Source organism: Sporosarcina psychrophila (assembly GCF_001590685.1).
Lineage (GTDB): Bacteria > Bacillota > Bacilli > Bacillales_A > Planococcaceae > Sporosarcina > Sporosarcina psychrophila.
In genome coordinates this window covers 1,848,726-1,863,705 of record NZ_CP014616.1, presented here as the reverse complement: position 1 = coordinate 1,863,705, position 14,980 = coordinate 1,848,726, and the positions used below count along the sequence as shown (strand labels likewise).

The 14,980-nt window shown below is 42.0% G+C and carries 11 protein-coding genes, 1 other RNA gene and 1 other annotated feature; of the genes, 1 reads left to right on the top strand and 11 read right to left on the bottom strand.

Translation table 11 applies throughout. The features are described 5' to 3' along the window. Positions 1–115 precede the first annotated feature (115 nt). The 6 genes from AZE41_RS08900 to hisS all read right to left on the bottom strand — a co-directional run bounded on the left by AZE41_RS08900 (position 116) and on the right by hisS (position 6,366). Positions 116–853, bottom strand: coding sequence for a DUF4184 family protein (locus AZE41_RS08900; protein ID WP_067208229.1), 738 nt, complete (start codon positions 851–853; stop codon positions 116–118). A gap of 321 nt (positions 854–1,174) precedes the next feature. Beyond that, entirely contained in the window at positions 1,175–1,996 is an 822-nt protein-coding gene (locus AZE41_RS08895) for a DUF6612 family protein (protein ID WP_067208227.1), read from the bottom strand. 181 nt (positions 1,997–2,177) lie between these two features. Further along, positions 2,178–2,945, bottom strand: a complete 768-nt coding sequence (locus tag AZE41_RS08890) for a tRNA threonylcarbamoyladenosine dehydratase (protein WP_067213910.1) — start codon at positions 2,943–2,945, stop codon at positions 2,178–2,180. Between the two features lie 97 nt (positions 2,946–3,042). Further along, positions 3,043–3,223, bottom strand: a non-coding RNA gene (gene ssrS, locus AZE41_RS08885) — 6S RNA. A gap of 82 nt (positions 3,224–3,305) precedes the next feature. Continuing rightward, positions 3,306–5,072 carry an aspartate--tRNA ligase gene (gene aspS / locus AZE41_RS08880; protein ID WP_067208224.1) on the bottom strand — a complete coding sequence of 589 codons (1,767 nt, stop codon included), beginning with the start codon at positions 5,070–5,072 and terminating at the stop codon, positions 3,306–3,308. A gap of 19 nt (positions 5,073–5,091) precedes the next feature. Then, the gene (hisS, locus tag AZE41_RS08875; protein WP_067208221.1) at positions 5,092–6,366 is read right to left on the bottom strand and encodes a histidine--tRNA ligase; all 1,275 of its coding nucleotides are present in this window, start codon (positions 6,364–6,366) and stop codon (positions 5,092–5,094) included. Between the two features lie 171 nt (positions 6,367–6,537). Next, positions 6,538–6,774, bottom strand: a binding site (T-box leader). A gap of 151 nt (positions 6,775–6,925) precedes the next feature. Between hisS and AZE41_RS08870 the strand changes: the two genes are divergently transcribed. Further along, positions 6,926–8,440: an N-acetylmuramoyl-L-alanine amidase family protein gene (locus AZE41_RS08870; RefSeq protein ID WP_082786811.1), complete on the top strand. Its 1,515-nt coding sequence runs from the start codon at positions 6,926–6,928 to the stop codon at positions 8,438–8,440. A gap of 292 nt (positions 8,441–8,732) precedes the next feature. On the opposite strand, the gene dtd is transcribed toward AZE41_RS08870, so the two are convergent. The 5 genes from dtd to AZE41_RS08845 form a co-directional block, all read right to left on the bottom strand. After that, a complete protein-coding gene (gene dtd / locus AZE41_RS08865; RefSeq protein WP_067208216.1) occupies positions 8,733–9,173 on the bottom strand; it encodes a D-aminoacyl-tRNA deacylase in 441 nt (146 codons plus the stop codon). Between the two features lie 16 nt (positions 9,174–9,189). Continuing rightward, positions 9,190–11,388, bottom strand: a complete 2,199-nt coding sequence (locus AZE41_RS08860) for a RelA/SpoT family protein (RefSeq protein ID WP_067208213.1) — start codon at positions 11,386–11,388, stop codon at positions 9,190–9,192. Positions 11,389–11,547: 159 nt separating this feature from the next. Next, entirely contained in the window at positions 11,548–12,060 is a 513-nt protein-coding gene (locus AZE41_RS08855) for an adenine phosphoribosyltransferase (RefSeq protein ID WP_067208211.1), read from the bottom strand. Continuing rightward, positions 12,060–14,399 carry a single-stranded-DNA-specific exonuclease RecJ gene (gene recJ, locus AZE41_RS08850; RefSeq protein WP_067208208.1) on the bottom strand — a complete coding sequence of 780 codons (2,340 nt, stop codon included), beginning with the start codon at positions 14,397–14,399 and terminating at the stop codon, positions 12,060–12,062. The genes AZE41_RS08855 and recJ overlap by 1 nt, the downstream gene beginning before the upstream one ends. A gap of 150 nt (positions 14,400–14,549) precedes the next feature. Beyond that, positions 14,550–14,894, bottom strand: a complete 345-nt coding sequence (locus AZE41_RS08845; RefSeq protein WP_067208205.1) for a LapA family protein — start codon at positions 14,892–14,894, stop codon at positions 14,550–14,552. Positions 14,895–14,980: the final 86 nt, after the last annotated feature.

Sequence of the window (14,980 nt, the reverse complement as noted above, 5' to 3'; positions counted from 1 at the left end):
TATATGCTTTACTTGGTTTTATTTAGGATTTGATAATCAAATGAAATACGTTTTTCCACAGAAGCCACCCCAATCTGTACTTATCTTTATGTTCCTAAAATACATGAAATATTAATTACATTCGAATATATTTTATCAACAAAGAAATTAGGAATAAACTTAGTAAAGAAGAGTCTATAATTCTAACGACCAATATCCCATAACTGGTTATCGAAACAGGGTCAATAAGACACCACAGCGATACAAATAATACTGTTAATATGAATAAAGAAAACCAAAAAATAAGTTTTTTCTTAGGATAAACAGTAATATGCTTATGTTTTCTCTGGGTCAATGCTCTATAATACATGTAAACTAAAATCATTGTTATTCCAAATAATGTACTCCCATGTTGTAAAAATTTATACAAAGGTATAGCAAAACCATAGATGTTATAGCTGTGAGTGAATAAAGCCGGAAATTTTAACACCATATATCCGTTTATATGAGTGAAAGAATCCCATACAACGTGAGTTAACATACCGAACAGTGCAGAATAACAAAATACAACTACCTTTAATATAATAGTCGAATCTACTCTTTTCACATATGTATCTTGTAGAATAGTTGGTAAATGATTGAATAGAATTTGGTGTACAAATATATGGTAAATTACATAAACGATTGTCACCAAGGGTAAATTAAACAAAACGAGCCCAGTAAAAGTATGTCCAATGTCCCCCATTGGTTGGCCTCTCAAAAAGTATTCAAAATCAGGAGCCATACTACCGAATACCATTGCAGAAAAGTTAATATATTTACTTTTTCTTGAGAACGGAAGTATGGCTGCTGGGTGAGCAAAAGTTAGTGGCATGCTATTACACTCCTAGTTGTTTTGTTAAATTTTATTCCAGTTAAATATTGATAGTCTAAATCTATCATAAGAAACTTCGAAATAAGCAGTGGAGTAATCCCTCATGATTGAAATCCCAGTTATCAACCATATTAATATGTAATTAAATGAAAGTTCTTTCATAGTATGTTGATGGTTATTCAGCCCAATTAGCATAAAGTTTGTTATGCCCGCCACACTTTCAATATAAGCTCCTGCGGGACAATTACTCGATATTCAAAATAGCATATGCAAAACCCTCCTAAAAGTTAAACTTTCGGGAGGGTTTTTACTGAGTATTTTTTAGTTAGCTGCAGCTTCTAATAGTTCTGCCGGAACCTTTACATCATCCACGTTGTCGTAGTGACTATAAACTGCATTGATCGTTTGTTTAACTCGATGGGAATTACCATCAACTTGTACCATTGAGTAAGTTGTTGTATCGAGTGTCATTTTGAAATCAGTTACATAGAATGATTTGCTATCAATTCCAATCACAATGTCGAATTTATTAATAAGAGGAAACTCACTGTCCACTACATCTACATCCATATCGCTACCGTTGTTCGACAGGTACAGTGTTTTTTTAAATTCTTTATATTGTTCTCTCGATAATGACAGCCTTAAATTATAACCATAGTCAATCGGTTCTAACACAAAATCGTTTTCAAAGTCGTTAAAAAACGCGAGATCCAGTGTTGGCTGAACATTTTCAATCATCGAACCGAATAATTCAGCAATCGAACCGGACTGCAACTCTTCCCATTCCTTCATTTTCGTATCCTTAATGAAAACACGGTCATTTACTTTATATACTTCCGCATCCCATGGATCCCCATTTATCGGTTGCGGTCGCACTTTTACGTCCTGCTTAACTATTTCTGGTTGTAACGCAGCATCTGAAGTCATTTCATATTTCACGCTATATCTTTCATCAGGTGCTGTCGTTTTCCAAAAATCATCATAAGAGATATGTGTACGCACATTTTTCAATTTAGCAGAGGCATCTTTCGCTTTTTCGAAAACGTCTTGTGCCGTCATCCCCTGTTTCGCTTCCACATTGCCACATGCTGTTAATAAAAGGGCAACTAACCCAAAAACAAATACCTTAAACACTTTATTCACACATAAACACCCTTTCTAGCAATTCAAGTTCATTTTCATAAGCAATCACTCTATTATACCTCTACCCATATTTTGGTGACAACCAAAAAGGTACCGCATGAAAATGAACACAGCCTAAGTTCGCCACATCGTGTGGCAACGGCTGCGTGACCTACATCCTGTAGGCCCGCGGTGCTATCCATTATACTTTATCTTTCACTCGCCGGATAGGAATATCGGCAACGATATCATTCATTACCCAGCTGGCGCAAACAAGACCGGCAACTGATGGGACGAATGCGTTCGATGCAGGCGGCATTTTCGCTTTTCGAATGAAGGCATCAGGTTTACCAACTGTGTCAACAACTTCCGGTCTCACGACAATGGGGCTTTCATCAGAAAAGACCACTGACACTCCTTGATAAATACCTTCTTTTTTAAGTTTGCGACGAATTACTTTCGCTACCGGATCTGTATGCGTCTTTGAAATATCCGCAATTTGAAAACGGGTCGGATCCATCTTATTAGCAGCGCCCATACTCGATATAATTTTCACGTTACGTGCGACACATTCTTTAATCAAATGAATTTTAAAGATGATTGTATCAGATGCATCGATGACATAATCAGGTTTGTAACTGAAAAACTCTTCAGCTGTCTCTTCCGTATAAAACATATGGAGCGAAATCACTTCACACTCTTTATTAATATCAGCAATGCGCTCTTTCATCACTTCTGCTTTAGAACGGCCGACTGTCGACAAATTAGCGATTAGCTGTCTATTAATATTCGTTATGTCAATATCGTCCTTATCGACAAGGATAATCCTTCCAATTCCGCTCCGCGCACATGCTTCTGCCGCAAATGAACCGACTCCTCCAACACCAAGTATCGCGACAGTCATGTCCCGCATACGATTTACACCTTCTGTACCTATGGCTAATTCATTTCTTGAAAATTGATGTAACAATTGAAATTCCGCCTTTCCATCCATTATAAATTTAAATTTTTCCCCAATAAAAAACCCCTCCGCACGTAAGTCAGAGGGGTGTATGATCATGTAAGTAACGAATCCCAAATGTGCCGTCTTTGTAGTATCGCTTTGAACCCGCTCTCAGCAGGTGGGTGTCCTATCCGATTCTTTTGAGGTCCCGACTAAAGGCATGTCATCCGACTCGAAATGCGGACTCCCGACGAAAAAATGTTCGGTCAAAACTGATTGGCAAATAACGAACACTTCAGGATTCGTATTACATGTATAATAACATACATCTTTAGTCAGTTCAACGATTTCACGGAAATAGTTTTTACATTTTTCTAACTTAACTGATTACCGTTTACTCTTTGCCATCACTCGAATTCCAAGTTCAGCTAGTTGAGTATCGTCAACGTGATCAGGCGCTGACGTTAACAGGCAGCTTGCACTCGCTGTTTTCGGAAATGCAATAGTGTCGCGCAAGTTCGTCGAACCAGATAACAACATTACAATACGGTCGAGACCGAATGCAATTCCGCCATGCGGAGGTGTTCCATAGTCAAATGCTTCAAGAAGGAATCCGAATTGTTCGTTCGCCTGTTCCTTACTGAATCCAAGTGCTTCGAACATTTTTTCCTGAACATCACGTTTGTAAATCCGTAGTGACCCACCACCAAGTTCATACCCATTTAAAACAAGGTCATAGGCTTGTGCTTTAACTGTCTCAGGGCTTGCTACTAGTTCTTCCACATCTGCTGGCATTGTAAATGGATGATGTGCTGCCTGGTAGCGACGGGCTTCTTCGTTATATTCGAACAGAGGCCATTCAGTTACCCAAAGGAAGTTGAACTTCGATTCGTCAATTAAGTCATGATCTTTGGCAAGCTTAGTACGTAGTGCTCCTAATGTATCTGCGACAACTTTCTTTTTGTCTGCTACAAATAACAATAGATCTCCTACTTCAGCATTCGCTGCAGCTTTTAGTCCTTCGCCCTCTTCTCCTTCGAAGAACTTCGCGATAGGTCCTTTCAGACCTTCGGCATCGACTTTCAACCATGCAAGGCCTTTTGCGCCGTAGACTGCTGCAAACTGGCCAAGTGCGTCGATGTCCTTACGAGAATAGCTATCCGCTACTCCTTTTACATTGATGAGTTTAACTTGCCCACCTGACTCGATTGCTGCCGTAAATACTTTGAATGAAGAATCTTTAACGACGTCAGAGACATCTGTCAGTTCCAATGCAAATCGCGTATCCGGTTTATCTGAACCGAAACGCGCCATTGCTTCGTCATAAGGAAGACGTTTAAATGGAATTTGAACATCGATTCCTTTTACATCTTTCATTACCTTTTGCATCATTCGTTCATTCAATTCAATAATATCTTCAATTGACATGAAACTCATTTCCATATCGATCTGAGTGAACTCCGGCTGGCGATCAGCGCGAAGGTCTTCATCGCGGAAACAACGTGCAATTTGATAATAACGGTCGAATCCGGCTACCATCAGCATTTGTTTGAATAGTTGTGGTGACTGTGGCAGCGCGTAAAATTCGCCTTCGTGAACTCGGCTAGGTACTAGATAGTCGCGTGCGCCTTCAGGTGTAGATTTCGTTAGAATCGGCGTTTCTACTTCGAAAAATCCTTCATCGTCAAGGAAGTTACGGACTGTTTTAGTGATGTCTGAACGCATTTTGAACGTATTCGCAAGTTTTGGACGGCGTAAATCAAGGTATCTATATTTCAGTCTAATTTCTTCATTCACGTCTGTTTCATCTTCAATCATGAACGGCGGGTTTTTCGCCTCATTCACGATGTTCAATTCAGTAACTTGAATTTCAATCGAACCGGTTTTCAATAGCGGATTTTTCTGGCCTTCTGCGCGCTCAACAACTAAACCTGTTAGCTCGATTACGAACTCATTGCGCAGTTTGTCTGCCGTCACGATTGCTTCGCTTGAAAAACTCGGGTTAAATACTGCCTGAACGATTCCTGAACGGTCCCGTACGTCGACGAAAATTAGTCCCCCAAGATCCCTTCTTTTTTGAACCCATCCTTGTAATGTAACCGGTTGTCCGATTACCTCTTCTGTCAATTCACCACTATAATGTGTACGTTTCATTGCCTTCATCCGCCTCTCTTTAGCCAATCAATGTTTCTTTAAGTTTTTGAACCAGTTCAGCAACAGGAACTTTTACTTGCGCCCCGTCAGCCATATTTTTCAATAAAGCAACGCCTTCCGCTACTTCATCTTCACCGATTAGTACGACTGTCCGTGCATTCAATCTATCTGCCGATTTCATTTGCGCTTTCATTTTCCGGTCCATATAATCCATATCCGACCGAATACCAGCTTCTCGAAGTGCACCAAGCAATTTAAAGCCTGGACGACGTGCTGTTTCCCCAAGAGTAACGATATAAACGTCAAGTACTGGCTCAGCTTCAAACGATTTCCCTTCAGCAGCCATCGCAAGAAGTAAACGCTCAATACTCATCGCAAAACCGATACCTGGTGCAGAAGGTCCACCGATTTCCTCAGCGAGACCATTGTATCTACCACCGCCGCACAAAGTCGTAATCGCTCCGAATCCTTCCGAAGTGCTCATAATTTCAAATGCCGTGTGATTATAATAATCAAGGCCACGCACAAGATTTGCATCGACCTCATAAGAAATCCCTGCATCGTCGAGATAACCTTTTACATCTGCAAAGTATTGAGCAGACGTTTCATTCAAATAGTCAGCTAAGGATGGTGCTGAAGCAATGAGCGGATTGCCTTTATCGACTTTACAATCTAATATGCGTAGTGGATTTTTTTCCAATCTAGATTGACAATCAGAACAGAATTCCCCTATATGCGGATTGAAGTGCGCAATAAGCGCTTCGCGGTGCGCTATTCTGCACTCTGTATCCCCTAGCGAGTTAATAACAAGTTTCAACTTTGTCAATCCCACACGCTTATAAACATCCAGTGCCAACGCAATCACTTCTGCGTCAATCGCAGGATCTGCACTGCCAATTGCTTCTGCTCCAAATTGAACGAATTGACGGTAACGTCCTGCTTGCTGACGCTCATAACGAAACATTGGACCTGTGTAAAAAAGCTTTACAGGCTGATCCGGGTAACCAAACATTTTATTCTCCACGAAAGAGCGTACGACAGCTGCAGTTCCTTCAGGTCGTAGCGTCATTGAACGATCGCCTTTATCCGTAAAGGTATACATCTCTTTTTGAACGACATCAGTTGTCTCACCTACGAGACGTTGAAATAATTCCGTTTGTTCAAATATCGGTGTACGGATTTCTTTATAACGGTAGATATCGCATACTTCGTTAATGATTTTTTCTGCTTGCTGCCATTTCCATGTTTCAGACGGCAAAATATCCTGAGTTCCTCTTGGCACTTTGAAAATCATATAAATTCCCCTTCCTAAATAAGAATTGCAGTCTAAGTACACCACGACCTGTAGCAACTAAGAGGGATGAAGTTCAATCCCTATCCACTGCATAACCTACTTCCTGTAGGCACGCCGAAGCCTAGACACGCTTAGTCGGTACACAAAAAAAGCCCCCCATCCCTTGCCTATGCAAGGGACGAGAGCCTTTATAGCTTCCGCGGTTCCACCCAAATTGACGCAAAAGTTTGCGCCCACTCTAAAACCGGATAACGGCCGGTTCCGTCTGTACTTACTGAATTAGAAATCGTTCAGCACAGAGCCTCGATGGTGTTATTCATTGTAAATCACTGTAGGATGGATTTCAGCCACGTCCGTCCCTCTCTTGTCAGTCAATTATACAATTACTTTCCATGTCGTTGGCATAAATATAACACGTACTATCCGTGTGAGTTAAATTGTTAATTAATCATCATCTTAATGATTCTGCGTCATAGTGTCAACCTTTTTCGATTAATTGTAGTTTTTTGTAGTGAAAACTTCTACAATGGACTGTAGGGGGTATGATATTTTGTCAAAAATGAGCAAATGGATGATCGCATTCATACTTTTATTCAGCGTATTCCACGACATTCCAACGACTTACGCTAATACGAATTCAGTCGTCGTTGATGCAAAATCCGTACACATCCGGTCCGGTGCCGGGCTTACTTCTGCTGTAATCGGCTCGCTAAAACAGGGTGATCGGGTAGACGTTATTGCTGTTTCTGGAGACTGGTACCAAATCCAGCATGGCAACGGTTCTGGATGGATTGCATCTTGGCTAACTGCTTCCGCAGATCAAGCTACTGGGACAAGTACCGCAGTCGTTTCACGCGTCAGTCAGTTAAATGTGAGATCCAGTCCTTCCACCAATTCAGCAGTACTTGGTCGGATGGCCGCTGGGGACGAAGCAATTGCCACTGGAAATGATGGTGAATGGACTTCCATTACATTTAACGGCACAAGCGGTTGGGTACATACAGATTATATTACACCGGTGGCAGATCAAACTGAACCACTGACAACCAATCAAGCCGCAACACCCGAGTCATTTACCGTTTCAGTTGAAGCACTCAACGTCAGAAAAAATGCAGACCTTACCTCCAAACGAGTAGGACTCATCCGTCAAGGTGAATCGTATGACGTTAAGGTAGTCAATGGCAATTGGGTACAAATTTCATTAGATGATAACGAATTGGGTTGGGTCTACTCATTCCACGGCACGCTGACATCCAATGGCAATCAGACTTCCGAAAGCTCAAATTTAGGAACGGTTACCATCCTATCAAATGGGACGAATATCCGTGAAGCCGCTACGACTTCTTCACAGATTGCCGCTCGAGCAGATGCAGGAGAAAAGTTTCCAATTGTTAAACAAGATGGCGACTGGTATGAAATTTCTTTACCGACAGGGGCTTCTGCATTTATTGCTACATGGGTAGTCTCTACGGGCGACGAGGCACTATTGACAGAACCCGTTATGAAAGAATCAATCCCACGGGTTGCCGGCACTTTAAAGGGGCTTACTATCGTGATTGATCCTGGACACGGCGGTAATGACCGCGGCACAACAGGAGCCCGTGGAACAGACGAAAAGGACATTACAATTCTTACTTCTGAATTATTAGCAGCTAAATTAAAAGCTGCTGGCGCGAATGTGATCACAACTCGTGAAACAGACACTTATGTATCGTTGAGAAAACGAGTCGCTATCAGTAATCAGCATGCTGCGGATGCATTCATCAGTCTCCATTATGATGCCAATCCCGATTCTAGCGTAGCGGGCTTTACGACGTATTACTCACACGCACATCAACAAGCACTTGCTTCTTCGGTTAATGACGGGCTTGCCTCATCAGTGAATTTGCGTAACCGAGGATCACAGCCTGGCGATTTCCTAGTTCTTCGTGAGAATAGGCAAAATGCTATTCTGATTGAACTAGGTTTCCTATCGAATTCTGCTGAGGAACGAACGGTCACAAGCGACATGTTCCGTGAACGTGCGACGCATGGTATATATCAAGGGCTTCTCGACTATTTCAATGCTAATTAACTAGAAATGTTGAGATAAAGAATCCCATTGAATTCGTTACGGCGCTCGGGGATGCCTCTCGCTCTAAGCCAAGCCAAGCCAAGCCAAGCAGCTTCGCCGCCGGTCTTAGGGCTTCGGCTACCCCTTGGAAGGCGCCTTCACTTAGTTTGTATAGAATACAATCACTAGTAGTATGAAGAAAAATGCGTGGTGCCAGTTACTGCCACCACGCACTGAATAGAAAAGGACATACCAAACACTCTCCAAAAACATAAAGGACCTTCCCAGGTATTGAGGAAGGTCCTTTTCCATGTCATTTCGAGTCTAAAATAATCGTTACTGGCCCATCGTTAACAAGCTCGACATCCATCATTGCGCCAAAAACACCGGTTTGAACTTTCAAGCCTTCTTCTTCTAATTTTTGGTTGAAGAATTCCCAAAGCGGTTTTGCCTGTTCGGGTCTTGCCGCTTCAATGAAGCTTGGGCGACGTCCCTTTTTCACGTCTCCGAACAAAGTAAACTGGGATACTGAAAGAATATCCCCACCTACCTCAAGGATTGAATGGTTCATCTTCCCCTCCGTATCTTCCCATAAACGAAGGCCTGCAATTTTCTTCGCAAGATAAGCAGCGTCTTCTTCGCTATCCGAGTGAGTTACACCAACAAGGAGCACGTAGCCCTTATCAATTGAACCCGTTGTCTCCCCATCGACACGGACAGCAGCTGGACCCGATCGTTGCAACACAACTTTCATCTGTTACACCTTCCAATCAATTAATGACACGTTCTACAGAATAGATATCACGGATTTGTTTAATCCGATCAACAATTCTTTGCAAATGTGCAATATCCATAATTTTAATCGTCATATGAATGCGGGCGATTTTGTCTCGGTCCGCTTTGCCACTGACCGCAACCATCGGTGTTTTCGTATCGGCGACAACCATCATCACTTCATTCAACAACCCTTGTCGATCAAAAGCTGACACTTCTATATCGACCAGGAACTCTTTCCTTGAACTAGAAGGCCCTATCGCCCATTCGACGTCGATAATTCGATCATGCTCATCATCTTCGACCACAATATTAGGGCAGTCGGTACGATGGACGGAAACACCGCGACCTTTTGTGATGAATCCTACAATCTCATCACCTGGGACTGGATTACAACACTTCGATAACCTAATTAGCAAATTGTCGATTCCTTTAACAATGACACCTGATTCAGTCATTTTTTCCGGTTGAGGGGATTTCATGTCTGAAACGATTTTGTCAATTGTATCTTGCTGTTCACGTACTTTCCGTAACTTTTCAGCAAGACGATTAACTACCTGCTGAGCGGTTATACCATTGAACCCAACAGCTCCATACATATCATCTTCGGAAGTGAAGCTGAATTTTTCGATTGTGCGTTTAATATTTTCCTGTGTTAGTACTTCTTTCACATCAAACTCTTGTGATTTTATTTCTTTTTCAATCATTTCTCGGCCTTTTAGGATGTTTTCTTCCCGGAGTTGTTTCTTGAAAAACTGCCGGATTTTATTTTTCGCCTGCGATGTATTGGCAAGTTTTAACCAATCACGGCTTGGTCCAAGCGATTGCTTCGATGTCAAAATTTCAATAATATCTCCCGTAAACAATTCAGTATCAAGCGGGACCATTTTTCCATTCACTTTTGCACCTATTGTCCGATTCCCAATTTCTGAGTGGACACGGTAGGCAAAATCGATGGGGACTGAACTTGCCGGCAGTTCAATAACGTCTCCGTCCGGCGTAAAGACATAGACCATGTCCGAGAATAAATCGAATTTAAGTGATTCCATAAATTCTTCAGCGTTAGATGATTCGTTTTGAAATTCGAGTATCTCTCTGAACCAAGTCAATTTCGAATCAATATTACTTGGGGTTTCGGCTACCGTTTTTCCTTCTTTATAGGCCCAGTGTGCTGCAACTCCGAATTCAGCAATTTTGTGCATCTCTTCGGTCCGAATTTGTACCTCAAGCGGATCGCCAGCCGGCCCTACTACGGTCGTATGCAACGACTGATACAGATTCTGTTTTGGCATCGCAATATAATCTTTGAATCTGCCAGGCATCGGCTTCCATAATGTGTGAATGATACCAAGAACCGCATAGCAATCTTTAATACTTGAAACGAGAATTCTGACAGCCAGAAGGTCATAAATCTCATTGAATTCTTTCTTTTGGATAACCATCTTGCGGTAAATCGAATATAGATGTTTTGGACGTCCTGAAAGATCAGCGTCAATTTCCATCTCTCCAATTTCCGTCTTGATTTGCTCCATAACGTTTACTAAATAGTTTTCTCGTTCGACGCGTTTGCGCTTCATCATATTGACAATTCGATAATATTGCTGTGGGTTCAAATAACGTAATGCTGTATCTTCCAATTCCCATTTAATAGCCGATATACCTAAACGATGGGCAAGTGGTGCGAAGATTTCCAGCGTTTCAGCTGCAACCCGGCGCTGTTTTTCTTCCGGGACATGTTTTAACGTTCGCATATTATGGAGCCGGTCCGCTAATTTAATAAGTATGACACGGATATCCTGAGCCATTGCTACGAACATTTTACGATGATTTTCTGCCTGTTTCTCTTCTTTGGATTTATATTGTAATTTTTCGAGTTTCGTCACACCATCGACAAGCATTGCCACTTCTTCTCCAAAATCTCGGATGATGTCGTCCCTGCTGATGTCTGTATCTTCCACAACGTCGTGTAGAAACCCAGCTGCAACTGTCGAAGGGTCCATTTCCAATTCGGCAAGAATACCCGCTACTTGGACAGGGTGAATAATATATACCTCACCTGAACTTCTATGCTGTCCTTCGTGTGCAGTTTTCGCTGCCTCATATGCTTTTTTGACGAACTCAACATGTTCTTCATTCATATAAGAGGCAACAAGTGTGAATATTTCTTCCGCCGTCATGTCACGATTTTTCGCCATACGATTACCCCTTCCGACTTTATCCGCAAAAATGATTGTATTACCTATTGTATGTATAAATACATGCTCGTGTAAAGGGTTAGTATATGGAAAAGTGGTTCGCACCTTCATTCTGAACATATGAAAAGATCCCCCGCTTATTATCGCGGAGGACCTTTTTCAATATGTGATCAGTGAACGCATGTCATAACCTTGCAATTTTTCACGACCGCTTAAATACGATAACTCTATGATAAACGCACAGCCCGCAACAACTCCGCCTAGTTTTTCAACTAGCTCGACTGTCGCTCCCACCGTACCGCCTGTCGCAAGAAGATCATCGACAATCAATACACGTTGACCAGGCTTTATGGCATCTTTGTGAATTGTTAATGTATCTTTTCCATATTCAAGATCATATTCGACTTCAATTGTTTCTCTTGGCAACTTTCCGGGTTTACGGACAGGAGCAAATCCTACTTCCAGTGCATAGGCAACTGGGCAACCAATGATAAATCCACGCGCTTCAGGGCCAACAATTATATCAGTATTAACCTCTTTCGCAAACTTAACAATTTCATCTGTTGCAAATTTATAAGCTTGACCATTATCCATGATTGTTGAAATATCCTTAAAGCTGATTCCCTTTTTCGGATAATCCGGTACAATCGTCACATATTCTTTCAAATCCATTAGTGTTCCTCCCTGTCGACAATTCCATTTCGCACAGTATCGAACCATTGTTTCAATTCCATATAAGGCGCATATAGCAGTCTTTTCTCAAGCTCAATTTGACGTTCGCGCTCTTTATAAGCTGGTGCTTCCGTCAAATCGCGTTTACCGGCTGTTTCCTGAACGGAAACAAAACCATCTTCAATCTTAACAAATCCAAGCTCAGAAAACACCTTTGACATGAAATAAACCGTATCTTTTTTCCACGCTTTATGTTTTGTGAGCTGAGCTCCGTTCGTAACGAAGTCAAATTTCTCACGTTTTTTCAAGAAACTGTAATACCAGCCAAACTGCTCACGATCAGGAATCCCATCAAAATACCTTGATTCGGATGCATGGAAATGTGCATAGACGCGGTCTGGATGGACAGTACCTACAAGTTCTTCAAGTTGGATAACTTCATCCGGTATATCCAGAAGGACGAGATTTTCAGCCTTAGTTATTGCTTCTTGTCCAAATAGAGTAATAACAATCCCCTTCATGGATGATTGAAAATGTGTCACCGTTTGTTCATGGAAAGCAACAAACACAGTATCGTCTAACGGAATGGTTGGCAGCCATCTTGTTGCTTCGCGTACGCCACGCAAATCGAACAGTTGCCAATCATCTGAACGGATATCGCTGATTAATAACTGTGGCTTCTTATTACCATTCCATTCATTCACCTGCAAATCGCCCGTAACCGACAACTTTACACCTGGTGTCAGTTGGTCCGCAATAGGACCCAGTCCGAATCCAATGGCATCAAGTGAAACGCCCTCATCCGCTAATTCCAGCTTCATATGATTCTTTGCCGCACCAATTTTCCGCACAGTCGTGGCTGTAATATCTTCGATCATATAAACAGGCTTTTCAAAAGCCATTCCAAATGGACGCAGCAGTTCTAGCGATTCCAAAACGCTAACATCAATTTCACTAATTGACAGTGGAACATCGATACGAACTTCAGGCGTCAACATTTCTTCAGTCAACACCTCAACTGCCTGTTTATTCAGGTTTTCACGTAGCGTAACAACGTCTGTCACTGCAAGAGACATTCCCGCCGCCATCTGATGACCTCCAAAGTGAGGTAGAAGCTGCGCATTTTTGGATAGCTCGGCAAACATATCAAAACCAGCAATACTTCTTGCAGACCCTTTCGCAATTCCTGTTTCCCTGTCAATCGACAAGACAATTGACGGACGGTAATATTTCTCAGTTAATCTTGATGCTACAATTCCCACCACACCTGAATTCCAACCTTCTCCTCCGATAACGAAGACGAGCGGAACTGTATCACCATACATTTTCAATATCATGTCTTCCGCTTCTTTAGCTATTTCAGCTACAATCGCTTGTCGTTCTTTATTCAGCGTATCAAGTTCTTTTGCCAATGTTGTCGCAAGCGTTGCGTCTTCTGTCTTCAATAGTTGAACTGCCGGGGTAGCATCGCCTAGACGCCCAGCTGCGTTCAGACGAGGCCCAATCATAAATCCGATTGACTCCTCTGAAAGTGTTGCTTGTTCAGTGCTAGCGATGCGTGCGAGCGCCTGGATTGCAGGACGTTTTGAAACACGCATCTGCCTGATGCCCTCTTTGACGAAATATCTGTTTTCATCGCGAAGCGGAACTAAATCTGCAACTGTCCCGATAGCAACAAGTTCAAATAAGTCTTCCGGAACATCTTCAAGTAATGCGCACGCAAGTTTGAATGCTACACCAACCCCAGCAAGCTCTCCGAACGGATACTCCCCTTCTGGATGTCGAGGATGGATGATGGCATCTGCTGCTGGTAACACTTCTCCGATTTCATGGTGGTCTGTAATGATGATGTCCATTCCGAGTGATTTCGCATATGCAATTTCATCAACACCCGAAATGCCATTGTCGACAGTAATAATAAGCGAGGCCCCTTTTTCGTATAGCTCCAAAAAAAGGTCTTTATTCGGTCCATAGCCGTGCTGGAACCGATTGGGTATCGCATAGAACACATCTGCACCCATTCGCTCCAAAGCCGTTGTAAGGACCGTCACACTCGTCACACCATCACCGTCATAATCGCCATAAACAGCAATCTTTTTATCTGAAGCGATTGCTGTTGTTATGAGCGACACCGCTTTGTCCATATCATATAGTAAAAAAGGGTCATGCATGCTAGATGCATCCATATGTAAAAAATCTTTTGCCACTCCGGAATCTATTATTCCCCTTGAAGTAAGTATTTTTGCCTGGACAGATGAAATACCGAGATCCTTTATCAACATTGCTACAATTTCTTCATCCGGCCGTTCCACTTTCCATCTTTTCATTGATTCGATCAAATTCCTTCACATCCTTACATTCATTATAACGGATGGGCTCCGACTCTAAAAGAAAAGACTGCTAAAATTCCCTGAAGTAGAAGTCTACACTAAATTCGTTAACAAAAAAGAGCATCTTCCCTGTATTAATAGCTGGAAGACGCTCTTTGCTTATACATTTTTATTTTCGATAATTACTTCATCATTGGATGGTAAGGCTGTGTACTTTTGCAGTTCCGCAATTTCATTCTGTTGTGCTGCAATTGTAAGCTCTTTGGTAGTCATTTCTTTCATAAGTTCTTTTATGCGGCGGCTTGATTGAAATGACAGGAACATCGCGACAAACCCGCTGACTACAGCACCAAGAAGAGCTGCACCTAAAATAACAAGAACGAGTGGCCACTGTGCTTTGCCAAACACATAATTGACTTGTACCGCGTCAACATTAAAGACAGCAAAGATGGCGATAATAATGGCGAATAATAGACCTAGCAACAAATTCCATTGAAACTTCATATAGTTTTCCCCTTTCATTAAGAAAAAAATAGAACAGAGTATACATAAAGTATACCCTGTTCCATGAATAACCGAAACTTATCATA

What these genes read in the sequence shown, in the direction of transcription:
- hisS (WP_067208221.1), bottom strand. Translation starts at nt 6,366, where the DNA reads ATGATTTTCAAAGTGCCAAGAGGAACTCAGGATATTTTGCCGTCTGAA.
- AZE41_RS08855 (WP_067208211.1), bottom strand. Translation starts at nt 12,060, where the DNA reads ATGGATTTGAAAGAATATGTGACGATTGTACCGGATTATCCGAAAAAG.
- AZE41_RS08860 (WP_067208213.1), bottom strand. Translation starts at nt 11,388, where the DNA reads ATGGCGAAAAATCGTGACATGACGGCGGAAGAAATATTCACACTTGTT.
- dtd (WP_067208216.1), bottom strand. Translation starts at nt 9,173, where the DNA reads ATGAAAGTTGTGTTGCAACGATCGGGTCCAGCTGCTGTCCGTGTCGAT.
- AZE41_RS08900 (WP_067208229.1), bottom strand. Translation starts at nt 853, where the DNA reads ATGCCACTAACTTTTGCTCACCCAGCAGCCATACTTCCGTTCTCAAGA.
- aspS (WP_067208224.1), bottom strand. Translation starts at nt 5,072, where the DNA reads ATGAAACGTACACATTATAGTGGTGAATTGACAGAAGAGGTAATCGGA.
- AZE41_RS08845 (WP_067208205.1), bottom strand. Translation starts at nt 14,894, where the DNA reads ATGAAGTTTCAATGGAATTTGTTGCTAGGTCTATTATTCGCCATTATT.
- AZE41_RS08870 (WP_082786811.1), top strand. Translation starts at nt 6,926, where the DNA reads ATGAGCAAATGGATGATCGCATTCATACTTTTATTCAGCGTATTCCAC.